The following is a 23,079-nucleotide window of genomic DNA, read 5'->3' as shown; positions in this document are numbered from 1 at the left end:
TTCTGAGGTATATGGTGATTTTGTTTCTTTACAATTCAATTTTACCATAAATCAGTGAGGAGTTATTTTATTTTACGACAAAAAATATCCCGCATTTATGCGGGTTACAGCGTTTCGCAAACGCCTAGTATAATATATATGTAAGGAGTGATTTTGATGAATGAATTTAAGAGAATACATGTAATAGTTATGGACTCTGTTGGCATTGGCGAGGCACCAGATTCAGAAAAATTTGGTGATGTTGGCGTTAATACATTAGCGCACATTGCGGAAAAAAAGAACGGATTAAATATACCTAACATGGAAGCTATGGGATTATCTAATATATATGAAATCAAGGGAGTAAAAAAGGTTAATCATCCAAAAGCTTATTTTACAAAAATGCAGGAATCTTCACGTGGAAAAGATACTATGACAGGGCATTGGGAAATGATGGGGCTGTATATTGATAAGCCATTTAGAGTTTTCCCTAATGGTTTTCCAGATGAATTAATTAAGAAGATTGAGGATTTCTCTGGAAGAAAAGTTATAGCAAATAAGCCAGCTAGTGGAACGGAAATTATAAAAGAACTTGGAGAAAGACAGCTTAAGACCGGAGAGCTTATAGTATATACATCTGCAGATTCTGTACTTCAAATTGCAGCACATGAAGAAGTTATACCACTGGATGAGTTATATAAAATATGTCAATATTGCCGTGATATAACACTAGATGAACCATATAAATTAGGAAGAATAATTGCTAGACCGTATGTTGGAAAAACAGCGGATACATTTAAGAGAACTTCAAATAGACATGATTATGCATTAAAACCTTTTGGTGAAACAGTAATGGATTATATAAAGAATGCAGGTTTGGATTCAATTGCTATTGGAAAAATTCGAGATATATTTGATGGTGAAGGAGTCACAAAAGCAATTAGAACTAAATCAAACATGGATGGTATGGATAAGTTTATTTCTGTACTTGATGAAGATTTTCATGGCCTCAGCTTTACTAATTTAGTTGATTTTGATGCAGTTTATGGACATAGACGTAATCCAATAGGATATGGAGATGCTATAGAAGCATTTGATAAAAGACTCACTGAAGTATTTGAAAAGTTAAGGGAAGATGATTTACTTATAGTTACAGCAGATCATGGTAATGATCCAACATATACTGGAACAGATCATACTCGGGAATTTGTACCTTTACTTGTTTATTCAAAGAGATTTGAAGAAGGTAAAGATCTAGGAATACGTAGAACTTTTTCAGATATAGGTGCAACAATTACAGATAACTTTAAAGTTAAGATGCCTAAATATGGCGAAAGCTTTTTACAAAAATTAATATAAAGGTGGTATGTAAAAATGAGAATGGTAGACATAATTGAAAAGAAACGTGAAGGAGGAGAATTAACTACAGAAGAGATTAAATTTTTTATAGAAGGTTATACTAAAGGCTCAATTCCTGATTACCAGGCAAGTGCACTTGCAATGGCAATTTACTTTCAGGATATGACTGATCGTGAGAGAGCAGATCTTACTATGGCAATGGTTCATTCTGGAGAAACTATTGATCTTTCAGCAATTGAGGGTGTAAAAGTTGATAAACATTCAACAGGTGGAGTAGGAGATACAACAACACTTGTTCTTGCACCTATGGTTGCATCTCTAGGCGTACCTGTTGCAAAGATGTCAGGACGTGGACTTGGACATACAGGTGGAACTATTGATAAACTTGAATCAGTAAAAGGATTCCATGTTGAACTTACAAAAGAACAATTTATTGATTTTGTTAACAACAGTAAAGTTGCAGTTATGGGCCAAACTGGTAATTTAACTCCAGCAGATAAAAAGTTATATGCTCTTCGTGATGTAACTGGAACTGTAAATTCAATTCCACTAATTGCAAGTTCAATAATGAGCAAGAAGATTGCAGCAGGAGCAGATGCAATAGTACTTGATGTTAAAACTGGTGCAGGAGCTTTCATGAAGACGGAAGAAGATTCAGAAAAACTTGCACATGCTATGGTTAAAATAGGCAATAATGTAGGTAGAAAGACTATGGCAATAATTTCTGATATGTCTCAACCTTTGGGATTTGCAATTGGAAATGCTCTTGAAGTAAAAGAAGCTATTGATACATTAAAAGGAGAAGGACCAGAAGATTTAACAGAGCTTGTTTTAACTCTTGGAAGCCAGATGGTTGTACTTGGTAAAAAGGCAAAGACGTTAGAAGAAGCAAGAGAGAAATTACTCGAAGCAATAAAGAGTGGTAAAGCACTAGAAAAATTCAAGGAATTCCTTAAAAATCAAGGTGGAGATCCATCAGTTGTGGACAATCCTGAAAAATTACCTCAAGCAAAATATAAAATACCTGTTCCTGCAAAGGAAGGAGGATATGTTTCAAATATGGTAGCTGACCAAATTGGTATAGCAGCAATGCTTTTAGGTGCGGGAAGAGCTACAAAAGAAGATAAAATTGATTTAGCTGTAGGAATAGTTCTTAATAAAAAAGTTGGAGATAAGGTAGAAAAAGGTGAATCACTTATGACTATTTATTCAGACCGTGAAGATGTAGAAGATGTAAAAGCTAAGATTTACGAGAATATCACTATCAGTGCTCATGCAGAAAAACCAGTTCTGATCCACAAGATTATAACAGGATAATAATAGAGTTTCTAGTTTGAAAGTTGACTTATGCTAGCCATATACTGACAAATTTCATCACACTAAAAACTTTTAATAAGTCTAAAGTTCAGTATTTTAAAAATCTAAAGGAGCTTATATAAACTCGTACCTCAGACATATATAAGCCCCTAAGATTTTCTAAAATACCTCACTAAGACTTATGGAAAAGTTTTTAAATGTGATTTCAATTTTGTCAGTATATTTTATGCATAAGTTCAAATTTCAAGCAGAAACCCTCGTATAGCTCGTATAGATAGTTACTTCACAATTAAACTTTACGATCTATATATGAACATTCTAACTAAAAAATCAACTTATACGCAGGCATATTTTTACAATAATGAAGCTCTTTTAAATATTTTGTATATAAGGCTTAGAAAAAAATCTTTTAAAAATTTAGAACTTTTGAATTGTTTGAGGTACGAGTTTTCAAAAGTTCTCAGTATTTTTTAAATTTTTTCCTTAGCCTTATCAAAGTATTTAATCGAGCTGAAGGTTGTAGAAAATATCCGGAGTATAAGTTGATTTTTCGTTTATAAACTCTATATAGTTTTTTTATTTTCTACTATTTGGAGAATTTATGTGGTATAATATGGTTAAAATTGTTTTTAGGTTGAAGGGAGAAAACTAAGTTGAAGTTGTATGGTGTAGTAACAATGGATATTGTTGATTCTAGAAATATACCAAATCGTGAGATGTTGCAGCAAAAGTTAAAAAAGTATTTTGGCGTGATACATCAAAAGTACTATGATAGCTTAGTTTCTCAAATAAATTTTACCCTTGGGGACGAGTGGCAGCTTATTACAAGTAAGCCTGAAAACTGCTACGATATTATTCATGATTTTCAAAGATTGCTTTGGCAAGATAATGTAAAATTTTATTCAGGAATTGGAATAGGTGAACTGAAAACAGATATTTATGAAGATACCCGCAGGATGGATGGCTCATGCTTTATAATGGCCCGGGAGGCTATAAATATAGCCAAACAATCGTCTAAAAAAAGGACAAAATATATTTATAGTAAAACGAATAAGGTTTTTTTTAAATCTATAATGAGTTACGTATCAGTACAAAATCATTTTCTTAAAACAAAAGGGAACATTCCATTTAATGAAGAAGTTGCAGTGGATGTAGTAGATTGTAATGAATTAATTTCTTTAGATGATATAATAAACGTTGTTATAGAAAATAATGAAATTCTAAAAAGTAGGCTGACACGGAAGCAAAAGATAATATATATTGAATATATGAAGCATAAATCTTATAGAAAAATAATAGAAAAAAATGCAGATAAATTAAATGAGACTATAGGAGGAATAAGTCAAAAGTTAAATAGTGCTGAATATTTTACTATTCAACGAAACCATGGAATGGTAAAGCTATTAATAAATTTATTGACTTCTATTTAATAAGTAATAAAATGGAATAGATTATGAATATGCATTTACTACAATAGGCAGGTTTTGCTTCTTGGCATCTATAAGAGCATCTCTAGCTAGGTAAAATGATGGACCATCTAATTGATTTACAGTTAATTGAAAATTCTTAATAGAAACAGGTCCTATGCCGATACCACAATAAAAGTCAATTGATTTTAATTCCTTATGAAAAAAATCTAAGATTTTCATGTAATTACAATCGTAATTTAACAACCCTTCCCATTCATCACCTATAGTAATAATAAAAGGAACAACTATTATTGATTGAAATATTTCATTAGTTTCTTTTAACATGTCAATTAACTGATACTGAACTTTTTCTCGATTTACAAGCTTTCTTGACTTCCTTAAATCACAAATCATAGTTAAATAGTTCAATATATCACTCCTAGAATGCAACCATACTTACATTGCATTATTTTTGTTACATAGTTATCTTGTGAAATAAAATTATACGCGTTTAGGTTTTAATCAAAACACATACAATGTTTAGTTAAAAATCAAAACACGTTTTCAAGTGATATTTACACAAATTATCTTTTGTGATATTTTATGATTTGTAAGTAAAATTGGTGAGAAAAAATATTTAACTATTTATTGATTATATATTTCAGTAAAATTCCACCTAAGATGCCAAGAGACGTACTAAATAGAGTACCTACTAGGTAATATTGAGCAAAAAATTTTTCTTCTAATTCACGGAACCTTGCTATTGACTTTGCTGTGAATATAAATGCTATTGCCTGATATGCTCCATTGATAACTAAAGTGATTATAATAAATCTTTCAAATATTCCTATATAGTCACTGTCGGAGGTCTTTTTTAAGGGGGATATGATTTGAAGATTCATTGCTTTGTTTTTATATGGTTGAAGATAAAGTTCAGATATAACAACATTTATAAAGAATCTTCCACCAAAACATACATACAGGTATATAATTAAATAACTTAGAATATCTATAGTAGAAGTTCTATTGAGGTAGACACAGTTGATAATGTTTTCGCTACTCTGTATGCTAGTTTGTCCCCAAATAAAAGCGATAACTGCTACATGTAGGATTTGATCTATAATAAAAATTAAGGAATTAATCCATCGGAATAGGGGACTTAAAATAATATAAAGGAAAGATGTTTTTTGATGACAAATAGGTCTATCATGGATAGATTTTATCTTTAGAGAAAGTAAATTTTTAATTAAGTCAACAGTAAAATGAAAAAGCCCTATTAGAAGTGAATAAGCTAATGTTGTTTTAAATTTATATCCAACAATTAGAAAGGTAAATAATATACTAAATACGATTATGGCATGGATGATATTACCTTTTAAACACTTCTTTAAATTAGAACTTTTTCTTAATTGTACAATATTATTACTTTGAAATATAAAATCTGCTAAGCAATGGGATAAAATAGCTAATTGTAAAAAGACCACTTATTTTAACCTCCATATATCTCAGTATATAGAAAATCTAAGTGAGTACTATAATGACTAAGTAGTAGGTTAATTATATCACGCGGGCCAATATTTGTCATTTTAATTTCTGTTTATCAGTACTAAACCTATAATACAGAATATTATTCCAAATAGCTTATTTAATTCAAAATTCTCTTTAAAAATGAATATCCCAATGGGAATGAGCAGAACTGCAAGAATGCTGTTTGCTACTAGAGGGCATACACTTATGCTCCAGCCAGATCTGTAGGCCATGATATATCCAAATTCAAGTCCTACTATACAAAAAGCGAGGACTATGCTAGTCCAATTTAAATCTTTAATTGATCCCAAAAATCCTTTATCTGTTTTAGAAAAGTGAAATAAAATTAAAGTTACTATTGATGCTATTGCATAGGTGGCAAACAACGCTATAAATGGGTTTGCTTTTTGTGGTGTTGCTTTTTGACATATGTTATAAAAGATATTTGCTGCAATTATAAGTACAACTGAAAATACATACATAAACATAATTTTAACCTTGCCTTTACTTATAAATTTTGTTAAAAATACAGAAACCCGGAAATAGATTACTTTCCGGGCTTATCTTTCCGCTAATACATTAAATTGTGTAGCACATTTTTTACATTTAATTAATAAACGATATATGAATTATATCAAAAGTTGTCAACAAATTCAATATAAATTAATAACTCCAATAAGTAATATGAAAATATGTTATATATTATAATAATCTAAAGTATTGTTTGCAAACATATTTTGCAAACGTAAAATCTAACATTTAATAACATCTCTTATTATTTGTTAAAAAATAGAAAATATATATTCCCTCAGACCCCTTGATTTTAAATACTTTATAGCGTATAATAAATTGAGAAAAATCGCATAAGACAGTTCGGAACCATCCTGTCTATAAATAAAACTAGGGATTAGCTATTTAGATAGTTTATTTTGTAATTAAAAGGTGGAAAATATCTCTGCCTTTTTTTCGCGTCCAGGATAGTTCCATTTCTTATATGCATGTTTTCAAATTCAAGGAGGACAAGTTAAATGAATTGTTTACCAAAGTTAAAAAGATATGGACAGGTTACTAAAAGGCTGCCTAGGGAAGTAGTACTTTTAAGGGGCAGCGGATGCTTTTGGGGAAACTGTATATTTTGTGATTACCATCTGGATGAGGATTACAATGCTTTTAGAAATCATAAATTGAATCATAAAGTACTTGAAAAAGTTACGGGAAAATATGGTGTACTTCAGATAATGAACTCTGGAAGTGCCAGTGAACTAGATACTTCCACTGTATTTGAGCTTATTAAATTATGCAGGGACAAAAATATAAGACAGTTGATTATGGAAAGTCATGTTAAATATGAAAATGATATAAAACTATTTAGAGAACAATTTAGACCTACAGAATTAAAGTTTATAGTAGGAGCAGAGAGCTTTGATATAAGTTACAGAGAAAATGTATTAAATAAAGGAATAGGGGATAGAAAAGCATTTGAATTTAAGAATTTTGATTGGGTTAACTTACTTTTTGGTATGGTTGGACAAAATATTAAGGAATTACAAAGAGATGTAGAATTGGCACTAAAATATTTTGAAAGAGTTACAATAAATATATTTTGTGAAAATACTACAAAAGTAAAGAGAGACAATGAGCTCATAGAGGAGTTTTATCATAGCCATTTGTTCCAATCCCTTAAGACTAACTATTATGATAGAGTGGAGATATTAGACGATATAGATGCTAGATGTGGTGCGGATTTAGATGGAGTTGGAGGTAAAATGAATGAGTAGAACTAATAAATTAGTAAAAATAGCTATAGTAGCTGCAATATACATAGTTTCAACTATTGCACTAGGGCAGCTTTCTTATTGGGGTCCAATAGGACTTAGAGTTAGTGAAATGCTTAATTTCCTTGCTTTTATAGATCCATTTTATATAATTTCACTGACGGTAGGATGTGCCGTTGCAAATTTTTATAGCTTTAGTATAGTGGATGTGTTTGTTGGAAGCTTTGCTACTCTTTTGGCAACTTATGCAATGTGGAAAACGAAAAATATGCTTGTTTCAGTTATATGGCCTGTTTTAGGAAGTGCAATTATAGCAGAGGAACTTCATGTACTTTATAAAGTACCTTTTTTCTACACATTTTTTACTCAGGCATTAGGAGAACTTATAGTAATGGTTTTGGGGTATTTTGTATTTAAAAAGATTTTCAAAAATACTGCATTTTTAGATAGGATGAAGATAAAATTTCCTAATAAGAAAATAGATAATATAAAATTTAATTAGTAATATTAGACCTTAAAAAGGTAGCTTTATTGAGTATAAAGCTACCTTTTTACTGTATTTAAGACTAATAATATAGCACATATATAAAACATAAGGGAAGTATGTTAATAAAATAACTTTATAAAGTCACTTGAAAAAGTTTTGATAAGGTGTTATACTAGATTCAACAATAAAATAAGGAGTGATTGTGATGAAAGAGTACTTTAATAATGTATCTAAAATAAATTATGAAGGACCGGATTCGAAAAATCCTTACTCGTTTAAATATTATAATCCTGATGAAGTAATTGGCGGAAAAAAGATGAGAGATCATTTAAGATTTTCAATGTCTTACTGGCATACGTTAACTGCTAATGGAACTGATCAGTTTGGATCAGGAACAATGGTTAGGCCATGGGATAATGTAAACGATAAAATGGAGCTTGCTAAAGCAAGAATGGAAGCAGCATTTGAATTTATGAACAAGCTAGATATAGATTATTTTTGCTTTCATGATAGAGATATAGCACCTGAAGGAAAAGACCTTGCAGAAACAAATAAAAATTTAGATGAAATAGTAGCAATGTGTAAGGACTTAATGAAAAAGAACAATAAAAAGTTATTATGGGGTACGGCTAACTTATTTAATAATCCAAGATTTGTACATGGTGCTGGAACTACATGTAATGCGAATGTTTATGCTTATTCAGCAGCACAGCTAAAAAAAGCAATAGAAGTTACAAATGAATTAGGTGGAGAAAACTATGTATTTTGGGGTGGAAGAGAAGGATATGAAACACTTCTAAATACTGACATGGGATTTGAAATGGACAACTTTGCTAGAATACTACAAATGGCAGTAGATTATGCAAAGAAAATAGGATTTAAAGGACAATTTCTTATAGAACCAAAGCCAAAGGAGCCTACAAAACATCAGTATGATTTTGATGTAGCAACTGTTTTAGGATTTTTAAGAAAGTACAAGCTAGAAGATTACTTCAAGATAAATATTGAAGCAAATCATGCTACTTTAGCAGGACATACTTTCCAGCATGAAATATGCCTAGCAAGAAATAATAATGCACTTGGAAGCTTAGATGCAAACCAGGGAGATCCACATCTTGGATGGGATACAGATCAATTTCCTACAAATGTATACGATACAACATTATCAATGTACGAAGTACTTAAAAATGGCGGTATAGCACCAGGAGGATTGAACTTTGATGCAAAGGTAAGAAGAGCATCTTTTGAACCAGAAGATTTATTCTTAGCATATATAGCAGGAATGGATAGTTTCGCTAAAGGACTTAGAGTTGCATATAAATTATTACAAGATGCTCCTATTGAAAACTTTATTAAAGAAAGATATTCAAGCTTTTCTACAGGAATAGGTAAAGACATAGTAGATGGCAAAGTAGGATTTGATGAATTAGAAAAATATGCTTTAGAAAATAATGTTATAAATAATAAATCAGGAAGACAAGAATATTTAGAATCAGTAGTAAATCAATATATACTTGAGGATAAATAGAATTAAAACATGTAGGGGTGGTTTTAAACTGCCTCTACTGAAATACCAATAATTTCATGAAAGAAGAGATTACTGTGAATTTTTTAGGAATTGATTTAGGAACTTCTTCTGTAAAGCTTATCATAATGAATGAAAAAGGCGAACTTTTAACCAGTGTATCTAAAGACTATGGTATAAGTTATCCTCAGGTCGGATGGGCAGAACAAAATCCTGATGATTGGTGGAATAGTACTAAAGATGGAATTAGAGAACTTATAAATAATCATAATATAAAACCAGAAACTATTAGAGGCATAAGTTTTAGTGGACAAATGCATGGACTTGTAATTCTTGACAATAAAAATAAGGTTTTAATGCCGGCCATATTGTGGTGTGATCAAAGGACACAAAAACAGTGTGATTACTTAAATAAAGAATTTGGCCAAGATAAACTTTCAAAGTATACTGGTAACATGGCCTTAACTGGTTTTACACTTCCCAAAGTACTTTGGGTTAAAGAAAATAAACCAGATATATATGCTAAAATAGCACATATGATGCTTCCTAAAGACTATATAAGTTTTAAACTTACCGGGAAATTTGCATCTGATGTGTCTGATGCTTCTGGAACAGTAATGTTTGATGTAAAAAATAGAAAATGGTCTAATGAAGTATTAGATTTACTTGAGATAAAAGAAGATGTTTTACCTAAAGTTTATGAATCCTATGAAGTTGTAGGTAATGTCTCAAAAGAAGTATCAAGTGAAACTGGGCTGTCAACATCTACAAAAGTAATAGCTGGGGCAGGTGACCAGGCAGCTGGAGCTATAGGTACTGGAACAGTTGATTCTGGAGTGTTATCTGTAGCACTTGGAACATCTGGTGTTGTCTTTGCATCAAGTGAAAAGTTTTATGTAGATAAGGAAAATAGACTTCATTCATTTTGTCATGCTAATGGAAAGTGGCATCAAATGGGGGTAATACTATCTGCAGCATCAAGCCTTAAATGGTGGGTTGACAATGTTAACTCAGATATAGGTGGAGATGTATTTGAAAAATTACTTTCAGAAGCAGAAAGTTCTCCTGTAGGAAGTAATAAGTTATTTTTTTCACCCTATTTAATAGGAGAGAGAACGCCTTATAACGATCCTTGTGCAAAGGGAAGTTTTATTGGATTAAATGTAACACATAAAAGAGGAGATATGACAAGATCCATTTTGGAAGGAGTATCTTTTGCTCTTAGAGATTCACTTGAAATACTTAAAAACTTAAATGTTGATATGAAGGAAGTAAGAATAAGTGGTGGAGGTTCTAAGAGTAAGCTTTGGAGACAGATAATTGCAGATGTTTTCAACTTAAATGTAAGTATTATAAATTCAAAGGAAGGTCCAGCTTATGGTGCAGCAATACTTGCGGCAGTTGGATGCAAACTTTTTAATTCAGTAGATGAAGCATGTAAAGCTTTGATAAAGACAACGGATAAAATACAGCCTATAAGAGAAAATGTTGAAAAGTATGATAAACTATATAAAGTTTATTCATCTTTATATAGCTGTTTAAAAGATAAGTTTAAAGAAATAGATAACTTATCCATATAAGGAGATCTTACTATTATGGGGATTATGAAAGAAGTTTTTGGAAAAGTATCTAAAGATAAAGAAGTATATATATTTACATTGTGTAATGAGAATAGTATGAGTGTTAAAATTTCAAACTATGGTGGAAGGATGATTTCTCTTACGGTGCCGGATAAAGAAGGCAAGCTTGATGATATTGTACTAGGATATAAGAATTTAGAGGGATATATAAAAGGAAAGTTTTTCTTTGGAGCAATTATAGGACGTAATGCAAATAGAATAAAAGGTGCAGAAATTAAGATAGATGATAAAGTATATAGTTTGACTAAAAATGAAGGAGAAAATCAGCTGCACGGGGGAATAGTAGGATTTGATAAAGTTTTATGGACACCAAGGACATATGTAGATGATGATGGAAATGAATGCCTTGAATTATCATACACGAGTAAAGATGGAGAAGAAGGATATCCAGGTAACCTTAATGTTAAAGTTGTGTATACGATTAAAAGAGATAATGAACTCAGAATTGATTATTTTGCAGTTTCAGATAAGGATACGGTGGTTAATCTTACAAACCATTCATACTTTAATTTGTCAGGGCATCTGTCTAAAAGCATATTGGATCATCAAGTAATGATAAATTCAGATAGATTTACAGCTAATGATAGGGAAAGTGTTCCTACAGGTGAAATAAGGTTTGTAGAGAATACACCTATGGATTTTAGAAAGTTAACTACGGTAGGTAAAAGTATATCAAGTAAATATGACCAAATAATTTATGGAAATGGATATGACCATAATTGGATATTAAATAGAAAAGGAAAAAATTTAGAAATGGCAGCAGAGGTTCTTGATCCTCGTAGTGGAAGAGTTATGAAAGTGTATACGACTAAACCAGGAGTACAATTTTATACGGGAAATTATTTAAATGAATTTGAAAATTGTAAGGGAGATACTTGCTACACTAAAAATAGTGGATTGTGTCTTGAAACTCAATATTTTCCTGATGCGTTAAATCATAATAATTTTCCATCACCTGTATTAAAGGTAGGAGAAAATTATAGGCATACGACAATATATAAATTTTTGACTATATAAATTAAAAGAGGAGATGGGTTTAATGAATGTAAAAATTAATAGTGCGATGGTATATGTTTTTGGTGCACTTGGCGGTCTTTTATTTGGTTATGATACTGGAGTTATTTCAGGAGCAATCTTATTTATCCAAAAACAAATGAGTCTTGATTCATGGCAGCAAGGGTGGGTTGTTAGTGCTGTATTAGTAGGAGCCGTTCTTGGAGCTGCAATTATTGGACCAATGTCAGATAGGTATGGACGTAGAAAGTTGATTTTGTTATCAGCAGTTATTTTCTTTATTGGAGCAATTGGGTCAGCATTTTCAACAGGATTTAGTACACTTATTATATCACGTATTATTCTTGGAATGGCAGTTGGTTCTGCATCAGCATTAATTCCAACATACTTAGCAGAATTATCACCTGCTGAAAAACGTGGATCTATGTCAAGTTTATTTCAATTAATGGTTATGAGTGGAATATTATTAGCTTATATTACTAACTACAGTTTCTCAGGTTTATATACTGGTTGGCGTTGGATGCTTGGTTTTGCCGCTATTCCATCTGCAATACTTTTCTTAGGTGCTCTTGTATTACCAGAAAGTCCACGTTATTTAGTTAAAGATGGAAAGCTTGATAAAGCTAAAGAAGTTTTGGATCAGATGAATGAACATAATCAAAAAGCTGTTGATGATGAACTTGTTGAGATTAAGAAACAAGCTGAAATTAAAAGTGGTGGACTTAGCGAGTTATTCAGTAAATTTGTTCATCCAGCATTGGTTATTGCTGTTGGCTTAGCTATTTTTCAACAAGTTATGGGTTGTAATACAGTTCTCTATTATGCACCAACTATTTTTACTGCTGTTGGTTTTGGTGTTCAAGCAGCTTTACTTGCTCACATCGGAATTGGAATTTTTAATGTTATCGTTACAGCTGTAGCTGTTGCTATTATGGATAAAATTGATCGTAAAAAGATGTTGATTTACGGTGGCCTTGGAATGGGTGTCTCTTTATTAATTATGAGCTTCTCAATGAAATTGTCTAATGGCTCATTTATTGGTTCAATTATTTGTGTTATTGCATTAACCGTTTACATTGCTTTCTTCTCAGCTACCTGGGGACCTGTAATGTGGGTTATGATTGGTGAAGTATTCCCATTAAACATTCGTGGATTAGGTAATTCATTTGGCAGTGTAGTTAACTGGGCTTCTAATGCTGTAGTGTCATTAACATTTCCAACATTATTAAGTTTCTTTGGCACTGGTAATTTGTTCATAGGTTATGGTGTTATTTGTTTTGCGGCAATTTGGTTTGTTCATTACAAAGTGTTTGAAACACGTAATCGATCACTTGAAGAAATTGAAACTACTCTTAGAGTACGTGCTGGTGAACAAGGAAAGAAAGTTAGTTAAAAAGATTATTTAAAATGTTTATTAACTACAATTTTAGGTGTTGATGTGTAAAATCATCAACACCCATTTTATATAAAGAAAAATCCACGAATTTATACTTGTTTACAATGTTTACTTAAAAATTACATACAGTAATGATATAATTAAATTATTATAGATATAATTTCAAATTTGATTGGTGGTACTAAGATGAGTAGATTAAAATCAGTAGATCAAGAAACAATAAGAATATTAAATCAGAAAAAAATATTAAACTTGTTATATAGAAATAATAAACTTACAAAGCAGGAAATATCCCAAAAACTTAATATAAGCATTCCAACAGTTATAAGTAACAGCAATGAGCTTATAGAACAGGGTTTTTTGGAGGAAGCTGGAGTTGCAGAGTCAACTGGCGGCAGGAAGCCTACGATTCTCAAATTCCTGCCAGACAGCAGATATTCTTTTGGAGTGTGGATTACAAAAGATAAGGTGAAAATTATACTTACAAATTTGAATTTTAAAATAATACATGAAATAGACTTTAGTATGCCAGAAAAATTATATGATTTTACTGATGTGATTTCTAAAACGGCAGAGGCTATTGAATATTTGGTGAATAATTTTAATATTTCACCGGATAAAATACTGGGAATAGGATTTTCCCTACCTGGTACGGTAAATGAAAAAGAACTCCTATTAAAAAATGTACCTAATTTGGGCTTTAAAAATGTATCTTTTAAAAAATTTGAGAGGTATTTCAAATTTCCCATTTTTATAGAAAACGAAGCAAATGCATCAGCTTATGCAGAGACATTTATTAATTTTAATGATGCAAAAAATAGTCTTGTTTTTATATCTATTACAGAAGGTATTGGAACAGGTGTAGTTATAGCAAATAACGTATATAAGGGATTTAATAAACGTGCAGGTGAATTTGGACATATGGCTATCGTAAAAGATGGAAAAAGGTGCAATTGTGGAAGAAAAGGATGTTGGGAGCTATATGCTTCTAAAAAGGCACTACTTGGTGCATACAGGGAAGCATTTAATGATGTAAATGGAAACTTGGACGATTTTTTAAAGAAAAGTGAAATGGATTTAAAAGCAAAAGCAGTATTGAATACATATGTTGATTTTTTAGCTGAAGGTATTAAAAATATAATATTGACATTAGATCCTAAAAATATACTTATAGGTGGTGAAATATTTCCCTATAAGGATTTCATAGAAAAAGAACTAATTAAAAAGATATTTACGGATAACAGTTTTTATGATGAGAGTCAGTGTAATGTGATGTTTTCAAATCTTGGGGAAAATGCAGCTGTATATGGGGCAGCACTTTTGCCTATGGAAAATATATTTTTCCTAAATGACAATGTATTATGATATATTGAAGAGACACATTTTATAATTTGTGTTTCTTTTTTTACTTATTAAGTTTGCTTAAGAATTATTAAGTATTTATGTAAAGCAGATAAGATGATATAATTTTCGTAAAAATAAATATTTTATGGAGGGAAATATATGTATCTAGGAAATATTCGTCATAATATTGATGTTTCAAATGAATATTATATGCTAGCCAAAAAAGATGAGGAAGTTGGAAATATTTTAATGGAAAGATGCGAATATAGACATGCCATTTATTTTTTTATACAAGCAATGGAAAAATATATTCGTGCCAAAATCTTCAGATTAGTTGATCCAAAACTTGATTACTTTAGAAAGAGAAATCAAACTCATTCAATTGAAAGTGCTATTGAGTTCTTAATAGATATTATAAGTCCTGATAAAAATATTCAACAACAAATAAAAGAACAATTGAATAAATATGTCCTTCAAGATATTAAATTTCAACAGTTGCATAATAATCTAAGATATCCTTATTATAGTTCAAAGTATAATTCTTATTCCATGGTTGATTTCCGTAGTCTTGATTGTAGTGGAATATATATAAAGTTACATGATTTAAAAGATTATTTACAAGAGTTAAACAGACTATAAAGTAAAAAATTTAAATTTCATGTTGACAAAGTATTTTAAAAGTTATATCATATGTATAAATTAATTGAATAACTTCTTATCGAGAGAGACGGAGGGACTGGCCCTATGATGTCCGGCAACCTGAATATTTTATATTCAATGGTGCTAATTCCAGCAGGGATAACCTGAAAGATGAGAAACATGAGAATGTAACTTCCTGTGGTTTCTCCATAGGAAGTTTTTTAATAGGTAAATTTAATATTTTAGTTGGCTGACTAGAAAAACTAGAGGTCAAGTTTCATTTGAACTGGAAAACACTTTTTCGTTTTTAGTGGATTTTCTAAGTTTGTTGAAGCTTGGCTTTTTTGTTATTACTTATTACCAAATTAGTAATAAGTATAGTTCAATTAATAACCATAAAGTTTAAATAAGGAGGATTTGAATATGGAAACTGATATTAATAGAGATGATACTAAAACAATCAAGTATAAAAGGAATGGACATACTAAATTGACAAAAGAAATTATTAATTATCTATTATTTCCTATTTTAATTTTAGTTACATGGGAATTGATTAGTAGATTACAAATAGTTTCATCTATATTACTTCCATCTATTGAAGATGTAATAAAATCATTTATTTCACAGATAAAAAGTGGACAATTAATAAATGATTTGGCTACAAGCTTGTTTAGAGTATTTAAAGGATATTTTATTGCAGTTACATTGGGTATAAGTATGGGAATAATTATGGCAATTTCAGAGAAAACAAATAAATTTTTTACTATAGTTTTTAATGGAATAAGGCAAATACCACCATTGGCATGGATACCATTGTTTATACTTTGGTTTGGAATAGGTGAAACTTCAAAAGTTATTATGATAGCAATGGGAGCTTTTTTCTCTATATTACTAAATACTATAAATGGTATTCAAAATACCCCAAAGCAGTATCTTGAAGTAGCAAGATTATATAAGATAAAGAAAGTAGATTTGTTTAAAAAGGTATATCTACCTTCTGCTATTCCATCTATATTTGTTGGGTTGAGACTTGGGGCAGGGGCTTCATGGATGTCAGTAGTGGCAGCTGAAATGATAGCTTCAAGTTCAGGTATAGGTTATAGAATAAATGATGCAAGAAGCTTAATGCAGTCTGATGTTGTAATAGTTGGAATTATAGTAATAGGTGTAGTTGGAGTTCTGATGGATACTATTCTTAGAAAAATAGCACATTTTGCATCTAGATGGGAAAGATTTTAGTAATTATAGGAGGTGTATATTTTGGAAGAAAATGATAGAGATTTAATTATAAAAAATTTAGATAAGAGTTATACGGTAAATTATAAAGAAATAGAAATTCTTAAAAATATCAATATACATATTGGGAAAGGAGAATTCATAAGTATTGTTGGACATAGCGGATGTGGAAAGAGTACATTGCTTAAAATTATAGCAGGGCTTGTTGAGCATAATACTGGGTCTGTAACTTTAAACGGTGGAGAAATAAGTAAACCTGGTACAAAAGTTGGAATGGTCTTTCAGGATCACAGGCTTCTGCCATGGCTTACAATTAAAGATAATGTATCCTTTGGACTATATGATATTTCTAATGATGAGAAAGAAAAGCTTGTGTTGGACCATATTGAACTAGTTGGATTAAAGGGGTTTGAAAATGCATATCCTCATCAATTATCTGGAGGAATGGCACAGAGAGCTGCTATTGCAAGGGCGTTGGTTCATAAACCTGAAGTTTTACTTTTAGATGAACCCTTTGGTGCATTAGATGCACTTACAAGGATACAAATGCAAAGAGAAATCTTAAAGATTTGGGAAAAAGAAAAAACTACTATGATATTGGTTACTCACGACATTGATGAAGCTATATATTTAGGTGATAGGATTGTGATAATGTCTTCAAGACCTGGAAAAATAAAAAAAGTCTTACCTGTTGAAATTGCGAGACCTAGAGATAGAAATAGTCATAATTTTTCTGTACTTAGGAAACATGTATTTAGTGAATTTTTTGTAGAAAATAACGTTGTATCGGATTATGTAATTTAGTATAGTTAAAATTTATATAAATTGGAGGATAAATAAATGAAAAGAAAACTATTATCAGTAATTTTTGCAGGGATCTTTATATTTACACTTACAGCATGTTCTAAAGGTGGAGTCAGTTCAAGTAATTCAACAAATGATAGTGAAAAGAAAGTTGTTAGAATAGGATATCCTGGAAGTCAATATTCTTTAGGTGGAGCAGCTGCTATAGCACAGCAAAAAAAGTTTTTTGAGGAACAATTAAAAAAAATAGGTTATACAGTAGAATATAATCCTTTTTCAGGACAAGGCCCTGCAGTAAATGAAGCACTTACTAGTAATAAAATAGATATTGCAGTATATGCAGATTTTCCTGGAGTTGTGTTAAAGTCAAAAGGAGTGCAAACAGATTTAATTGGAATAAGTCAAAATAAAATTTATTCTACTATTGTTGTACAAAATAATTCTAAAATAAAGACAGTAGAAGATCTTAAAGGTAAAAAAATAGGATTTGCAAAGGGAACATATGCTCAGAAATTTTTATTAGAAATATTAAGTAAAAATGGACTTTCAGATAAAGACGTACAGCTTGTAAATGTTACTACAGATGCAGAATCTTCACTTATTTCAGGAAATTTAGATGCACTTGTATTAACAGATGATTCAGCACTTCAATTAACTGCTGTTAAAAAAGTAGCAAGGAATATTGTAAGTTCAAGACAGTATCCAGAAATGAGTGCTCAGAGTATTGTAGTTGCTAGAGATAGTTATATTAAGCAAAATTCCAAAGTACCTGTTGCTATAGACAAAGCGTTGATTGAAGCAAGAAACTACTTTAAATCAAATCCAGAGGAGAGTTATAAATTGTTAACTAAAGCTGGCTTAAGTTTGGAGGCTGTAAAACAACAATACAGTGGTGAATCACCTAATTTTAATGTATTACAAACGGAGATAAATCAAGATACAATAAAAAGATTAAATGAAACGCAAAAGTTCTTGTTAGATCATAACTTAATAACAAACAAGTTTAATACTGCTAGTTGGGCAGATAAGTCATATTATCAAGAAGCTATAAAATAATTATAAATATGAATGGAGAGGATAGTTATGGGATATCCAAGTGTTTATCCAACAGGAGTTACAATATACAATCCTGAAAAATGTTGGAATGGTTATACTATTTTTCAAGCAAAAGATATAGGAGCATTATTAATCGATATGAATGGTCAGGAGGTTCAACTTTGGAAGAATCTTCATGGATTTCCTAATAAAATACTACCAGGTGGATATGTTATAGGAAGTACAGGAGAAAGGGATTCAAGATATGGATTTCAGGATATGACTGACCTTGTACAGGTGGATTGGGATGGAAATATAGTTTGGAAATTTAATAGGCATGAATATATAGAAGATCCCGGGCAAAAGCCAAAGTGGATGGCAAGGCAGCATCATGATTATCAAAGAGAGGGAAATCCAGTAGGATACTATGTTCCTGGTATGAAACCAAAAGTTGATAAAGGGAATACTCTCATTTTATGTCATGAAAATGTAAAAAATGATAGAATATCTGATAAAATATTACTGGATGACAAAATTATTGAAGTTAACTGGGATGGAAATATAATATGGAAGTGGAATGCCAGTGATCATTTTGATGAATTTGGCTTTGATGAAGCAGCTAAAAATATATTATATCGTAATCCAAACCTGAGGACAGCAGGCGGCGGCATAGGAGATTGGCTTCACATAAATTCTATATCGTTAATAGGACCTAACAAATGGTTTGATGGTGGAGATGAAAGATTTAATCCAGATAATATTATTTTAGACAGCAGAGAAGCCAATATTTTAGCTATTATAGATAAGAAAACAGGAAAAATTGTCTGGAAGATAGGACCTCGTTATGATACAAGTGAGGAGCTCATTAATCTAGGTTGGATAATAGGACAACATAATGTACATATGATACCTAGGGGCCTTCCAGGAGAAGGAAATATACTTGTATTTGATAATGGTGGATGGGGAGGTTATGGTATTCCAAATCCAGGTTCTGTAAGTGGAAATAGGAATGCTTTAAGAGATTATTCCAGAGTTATCGAATTTGATCCCATAACTTTAAAAATAATATGGCAGTATACTCCAGAAGAAGCTGGTTTTATAAATCCACTGGACGCTGCAAGATTTTATAGCCCATTTATAAGTAATGCTCAACGTTTGCCAAATGGAAATACACTTATAACAGAAGGTTCAGATGGACGTATTATAGAAGTTACAGAGGATCATGAAATAGTATGGGAATATATAAGCCCATATGATGGAAAAAGTTCTACTAAGATGAATATGGTCTATAGATCATATAGAGTACCCTATAGTTGGATACCTCAACTTGATAAACCTGTAGAGAAACCGATAGAGAAGCTTGATAAAAATCAATTTAGGGTACCAGGGGCTGCCGGTCTAGGACGCAAAAAAGAAACGATTGTAGATCAAACTGAAGAATATGAAGGAAGTGATTCGAACTTTTGTGTTATAACTTACGATGAATTGAAAAAAGAAAATAAGCTAGATTAAAATATAATGTTTAATATTATCTAAAATTTTTATAAGGAATTGCCGAGCACAGTAAAAGTTCAGCAATTCCTTTTTATTATATGTTCTAAATGTATATTTGTTTTTTAAGCAGCTTATTAAAATTAATAAAATATTAAATTCCATCAATTGATATTGATATATACTATAAATTTACTCATAATAAAGTATATATCATACAATTCCTAAAAAGAAGGTATAAAGATGAGAGATGAAGTATTGTTACTGGATAATGTTACAAAAACAATAAAGGGCAGGCAGATAATTAAAGGAATAAGTTTTTCAATGAAGCAAGGAGAAGTAATGGGATTTTTAGGCCCTAATGGAGCAGGAAAATCAACGACACTTCGTATGATTGTAGGACTTTCAAAGCCTACTTCCGGGAAAATAGATATATGTGGATACTCTATAACTAAAAATTATGTAAAAGCTATGTCAAATGTGGGTTGTATCATAGAAGGACCTGATTTATATAACTATATTAGTGGAATAGATAATTTAAAGATGTTGGCATCCATGAGTAGAGATGTTACAGAAAAGGATATAATAAATGTAGTAGATTTGGTAGGCTTGAAAAATAGAATTAAAGACAAGGTAAGTACCTATTCTCTTGGAATGAAACAGAGGCTTGGAATTGCACAGGCTTTAATGCATAATCCCAAACTTCTCATTTTAGATGAACCAACTAATGGACTTGATCCATCTGGAATAAGTGAACTTAGAAACTTAGTAAAGCTATTGGCAAGTGAAAAAAATATTTCCGTACTTGTATCAAGTCATATTATTGCTGAAATTGAACTTATGTGTGACAAAGTAACTATAATTAAAAACGGGCAAACAGTTTTGGAAAGTGCAGATGTAGATAAATTATTAAGTAATCAGGGGGTATTCTGGGTTTTAAGTGACAATGAAAAGGGAAGGAAAATTTTAGAAGAAAATTGGAAAGTTAAAGGAAATGTAGTTGAAGAAAGGCTTGAAGCAAATGTTTCGCTGGAAAAGCTTCAAGAGATAAATTCCTGCTTTGTAGAACGAGGACTTATGATAAAGTATGTTGACAACAAAAACAAGACACTAGAGGATTTGTTTTTGAATCTGACAGAGGGAAATCAAATTATTTAATTGGGGGGCATAAAATTTGATAAGATTAATTGAAAATGAAGTACTTAAGATGCTTTCAAAGAAGAAATTAGTTCTTATTTCTGTAATTTTACTTGTACTTGTATCCCTTTTTTGTTATGGAGAAAATGCATCATATAAACATACGATAATGAGATTTTCAGGTACACCGGGACAAACTCAAAATTATAATTGGAAGTCAATGGTGAATCAGCAGATATTATATTTGAAAAATACTATGAATAGCCAATATATAAAAGAGGACAGAAAAAATTCAATAAACATTCAGATTGAACAGCTGCAGTATTATATAAATCACAACATAAATCCAATAACTCCAACTAGTGCAAAATTTACTATTGATTTTATGGATGAGGCAATCTATTTGTTTTTACCGCTGCTTATAATTATATTAGCAGGAGATGCTGTTTCTGGAGAATTTTCCTCCAAAACAATAAAGGTATTGTTAACTAGGGCTGTTCCAAGGTGGAAGATATTACTTAGCAAGTACATTGGGGTTTTGATTTTATCATGTATAGTAATTTTAGAGTCAGCACTTATGTGTGTAATAATATCAAGCTTTGCATTTCACAGCGGTGGATGGAATGAACCTATGGCAACGGGATTTAAAGTTATAGGAAATAAGCTGGATTCCTCAAATGTAATAAGAATTTACCAATGGCAGTATGCTATCTTAGTATATTCACTTGGATGGTTTGTTTCTGTAAATATTGCAACTTTATCTTTTATGGTTTCTGTAATAGTGAGAAATACTGTCACATCTGTGGGTATAATGCTGGCAACTTTAATAGGAGGGGGATTCCTCCAGATGTTTTTGCAGGATTGGCCCATGATTAAATATTTCTTTGCTGTAAATTTGGATTTAACACAATATTTAACGGCATCTTATCAACCTGTTTCTGGAATGAGCCTTTCTTTTTCTGCATCAGTGCTGTGTTTATGGTCGATTGCAGCTTTAGTTATAAGTTTCAGCGTATTTCAAAGACAAGATGTGTTGGTTTAGAGGCAGAGGGGGAAAAGTGTAATGAATAAAAAATCAAGATTTACAATTTTATCTATTGCTGCATGTATATTTACAATAGTATTTGCAGCAGGATTTGCATATTCTATTAGTATTACTAATGCATCGGGCATCACCAGTAGTAAAGTTACAAATAAGGGAAGTGAGAATAAGGCTGTGGATACTAAAATAAAGAAATTAAACAGTAATTCCTATAATATTTTAGTTATGGGTGATTCACTGGCAAGAGGAACCGGGGATGAAACTAATAGTGGATTTGCAAATGATTTTTCTAAACTTTGGAAAAGTAAAACTAAAAAATCTATAGACGTTACCAACATTGCTGTTAATGGTGATGTATCTTCTGGACTTTTAAATATAGTAAAAAGTAAACAGACCTTACAGTATGTACAGGATTCAAATATGATTTTTATTTCTATTGGTGGAAATGAAATAAAAAATTTTAAAAATTCAAGTACAGTTCCCTCTGCTGTTCAGACAGATAGTTTGAAGACAGTTGAAAATAAATACATGAAAAATCTATCAGATGTTTTTAAATTAATAAGAAGTAGAAATCAAAATAGTATAATTGTGTTTATTGGATTGTATAATCCTTTTGGAAGCGAGTTAACTGAAGATAAATTGGAACTTTTAAATGAGTGGAACTATAAAACAGACCAACTTGTATCGTCAGATGATAATGCCATATATATTCCTACATATGACCTTTTTAAATATAATTCAGGAAATTATTTTGCTGCAGATAATTTTCATCCTAATTCTATAGGTTATGAGGCCATTTCAAAAAGAATGTTTGAAGCATTGAAAAATTATAAATAGTTATAAATTGTTAACAATATTGCCACCTAAATGAAACAATTATTTAGTAACATAAGTCAATGAAGTAATATGTTACTAAATAATTA

At 30.8% G+C, this 23,079-nt stretch carries 21 protein-coding genes and 1 riboswitch; of the genes, 18 read left to right on the top strand and 3 right to left on the bottom strand.

Annotated features, from left to right (window positions below):
• Positions 1–156 precede the first annotated feature (156 nt).
• The 3 genes from deoB to CLCOS_RS04380 all read left to right on the top strand — a co-directional run bounded on the left by deoB (position 157) and on the right by CLCOS_RS04380 (position 4,085).
• Positions 157–1,338 carry a phosphopentomutase gene (gene deoB, locus CLCOS_RS21785; RefSeq protein WP_063600516.1) on the top strand — a complete coding sequence of 394 codons (1,182 nt, stop codon included), beginning with the start codon at positions 157–159 and terminating at the stop codon, positions 1,336–1,338.
• Positions 1,339–1,353: 15 nt separating this feature from the next.
• Positions 1,354–2,655: a pyrimidine-nucleoside phosphorylase gene (locus tag CLCOS_RS21780; protein ID WP_063600515.1), complete on the top strand. Its 1,302-nt coding sequence runs from the start codon at positions 1,354–1,356 to the stop codon at positions 2,653–2,655.
• A 653-nt stretch (positions 2,656–3,308) separates the two neighbouring features.
• Positions 3,309–4,085: a SatD family protein gene (locus CLCOS_RS04380; protein WP_013238473.1), complete on the top strand. Its 777-nt coding sequence runs from the start codon at positions 3,309–3,311 to the stop codon at positions 4,083–4,085.
• Between the two features lie 21 nt (positions 4,086–4,106).
• Here CLCOS_RS04380 and CLCOS_RS04375 read toward each other — a convergent pair whose 3' ends face one another.
• The 3 genes from CLCOS_RS04375 to CLCOS_RS04365 form a co-directional block, all read right to left on the bottom strand.
• Positions 4,107–4,493: a SatD family protein gene (locus CLCOS_RS04375; protein WP_013238474.1), complete on the bottom strand. Its 387-nt coding sequence runs from the start codon at positions 4,491–4,493 to the stop codon at positions 4,107–4,109.
• Positions 4,494–4,705: 212 nt separating this feature from the next.
• A complete protein-coding gene (locus tag CLCOS_RS04370) occupies positions 4,706–5,548 on the bottom strand; it encodes a DUF3307 domain-containing protein (protein WP_063600514.1) in 843 nt (280 codons plus the stop codon).
• A 102-nt stretch (positions 5,549–5,650) separates the two neighbouring features.
• Positions 5,651–6,079 (bottom strand): EamA family transporter, encoded by a 429-nt coding sequence (locus CLCOS_RS04365; protein WP_013238476.1) that lies wholly within the window; start codon positions 6,077–6,079, stop codon positions 5,651–5,653.
• Between the two features lie 540 nt (positions 6,080–6,619).
• Here CLCOS_RS04365 and CLCOS_RS04360 point away from each other — a divergent pair.
• The 15 genes from CLCOS_RS04360 to CLCOS_RS04290 all read left to right on the top strand — a co-directional run bounded on the left by CLCOS_RS04360 (position 6,620) and on the right by CLCOS_RS04290 (position 22,993).
• Complete coding sequence (locus CLCOS_RS04360; protein WP_013238477.1) at positions 6,620–7,369, top strand: hypothetical protein; 750 nt, start codon at positions 6,620–6,622, stop codon at positions 7,367–7,369.
• Positions 7,362–7,868 carry a QueT transporter family protein gene (locus CLCOS_RS04355; RefSeq protein ID WP_013238478.1) on the top strand — a complete coding sequence of 169 codons (507 nt, stop codon included), beginning with the start codon at positions 7,362–7,364 and terminating at the stop codon, positions 7,866–7,868. The genes CLCOS_RS04360 and CLCOS_RS04355 overlap by 8 nt, the downstream gene beginning before the upstream one ends.
• Positions 7,869–8,058: 190 nt before the next feature.
• Positions 8,059–9,381 carry a xylose isomerase gene (gene xylA / locus CLCOS_RS04350; RefSeq protein WP_013238479.1) on the top strand — a complete coding sequence of 441 codons (1,323 nt, stop codon included), beginning with the start codon at positions 8,059–8,061 and terminating at the stop codon, positions 9,379–9,381.
• Between the two features lie 56 nt (positions 9,382–9,437).
• Complete coding sequence (gene xylB, locus CLCOS_RS04345; protein WP_082853504.1) at positions 9,438–10,958, top strand: xylulokinase; 1,521 nt, start codon at positions 9,438–9,440, stop codon at positions 10,956–10,958.
• 15 nt (positions 10,959–10,973) lie between these two features.
• Positions 10,974–12,035: an aldose epimerase family protein gene (locus CLCOS_RS04340; RefSeq protein ID WP_063600512.1), complete on the top strand. Its 1,062-nt coding sequence runs from the start codon at positions 10,974–10,976 to the stop codon at positions 12,033–12,035.
• Between the two features lie 22 nt (positions 12,036–12,057).
• Positions 12,058–13,425 (top strand): sugar porter family MFS transporter, encoded by a 1,368-nt coding sequence (locus CLCOS_RS04335; RefSeq protein ID WP_013238482.1) that lies wholly within the window; start codon positions 12,058–12,060, stop codon positions 13,423–13,425.
• 189 nt (positions 13,426–13,614) lie between these two features.
• The gene (locus CLCOS_RS04330; protein WP_013238483.1) at positions 13,615–14,793 is read left to right on the top strand and encodes an ROK family transcriptional regulator; all 1,179 of its coding nucleotides are present in this window, start codon (positions 13,615–13,617) and stop codon (positions 14,791–14,793) included.
• Between the two features lie 138 nt (positions 14,794–14,931).
• A complete protein-coding gene (locus CLCOS_RS04325) occupies positions 14,932–15,411 on the top strand; it encodes a HEPN domain-containing protein (RefSeq protein WP_013238484.1) in 480 nt (159 codons plus the stop codon).
• A gap of 73 nt (positions 15,412–15,484) precedes the next feature.
• Positions 15,485–15,589: riboswitch (SAM riboswitch) on the top strand.
• 245 nt (positions 15,590–15,834) lie between these two features.
• Entirely contained in the window at positions 15,835–16,650 is an 816-nt protein-coding gene (locus tag CLCOS_RS04320; protein ID WP_063600511.1) for an ABC transporter permease, read from the top strand.
• A 21-nt stretch (positions 16,651–16,671) separates the two neighbouring features.
• Positions 16,672–17,451, top strand: a complete 780-nt coding sequence (locus tag CLCOS_RS04315; RefSeq protein WP_063600510.1) for an ABC transporter ATP-binding protein — start codon at positions 16,672–16,674, stop codon at positions 17,449–17,451.
• Between the two features lie 36 nt (positions 17,452–17,487).
• Positions 17,488–18,507, top strand: a complete 1,020-nt coding sequence (locus CLCOS_RS04310; RefSeq protein ID WP_063600509.1) for an ABC transporter substrate-binding protein — start codon at positions 17,488–17,490, stop codon at positions 18,505–18,507.
• A gap of 27 nt (positions 18,508–18,534) precedes the next feature.
• Positions 18,535–19,998, top strand: coding sequence for an aryl-sulfate sulfotransferase (locus tag CLCOS_RS04305; protein ID WP_063600508.1), 1,464 nt, complete (start codon positions 18,535–18,537; stop codon positions 19,996–19,998).
• Between the two features lie 222 nt (positions 19,999–20,220).
• A complete protein-coding gene (locus CLCOS_RS04300) occupies positions 20,221–21,135 on the top strand; it encodes an ABC transporter ATP-binding protein (protein WP_063600507.1) in 915 nt (304 codons plus the stop codon).
• Positions 21,136–21,151: 16 nt separating this feature from the next.
• Positions 21,152–22,156 (top strand): ABC transporter permease subunit, encoded by a 1,005-nt coding sequence (locus CLCOS_RS04295; protein ID WP_063600506.1) that lies wholly within the window; start codon positions 21,152–21,154, stop codon positions 22,154–22,156.
• 21 nt (positions 22,157–22,177) lie between these two features.
• Positions 22,178–22,993 carry an SGNH/GDSL hydrolase family protein gene (locus CLCOS_RS04290; protein ID WP_013238491.1) on the top strand — a complete coding sequence of 272 codons (816 nt, stop codon included), beginning with the start codon at positions 22,178–22,180 and terminating at the stop codon, positions 22,991–22,993.
• Positions 22,994–23,079: the final 86 nt, after the last annotated feature.

Source organism: Clostridium coskatii, assembly GCF_001675205.1.
In the GTDB taxonomy this organism is placed as follows: domain Bacteria; phylum Bacillota; class Clostridia; order Clostridiales; family Clostridiaceae; genus Clostridium_B; species Clostridium_B ljungdahlii.
This window is presented reverse-complemented; position numbering and strand designations above follow the sequence as displayed.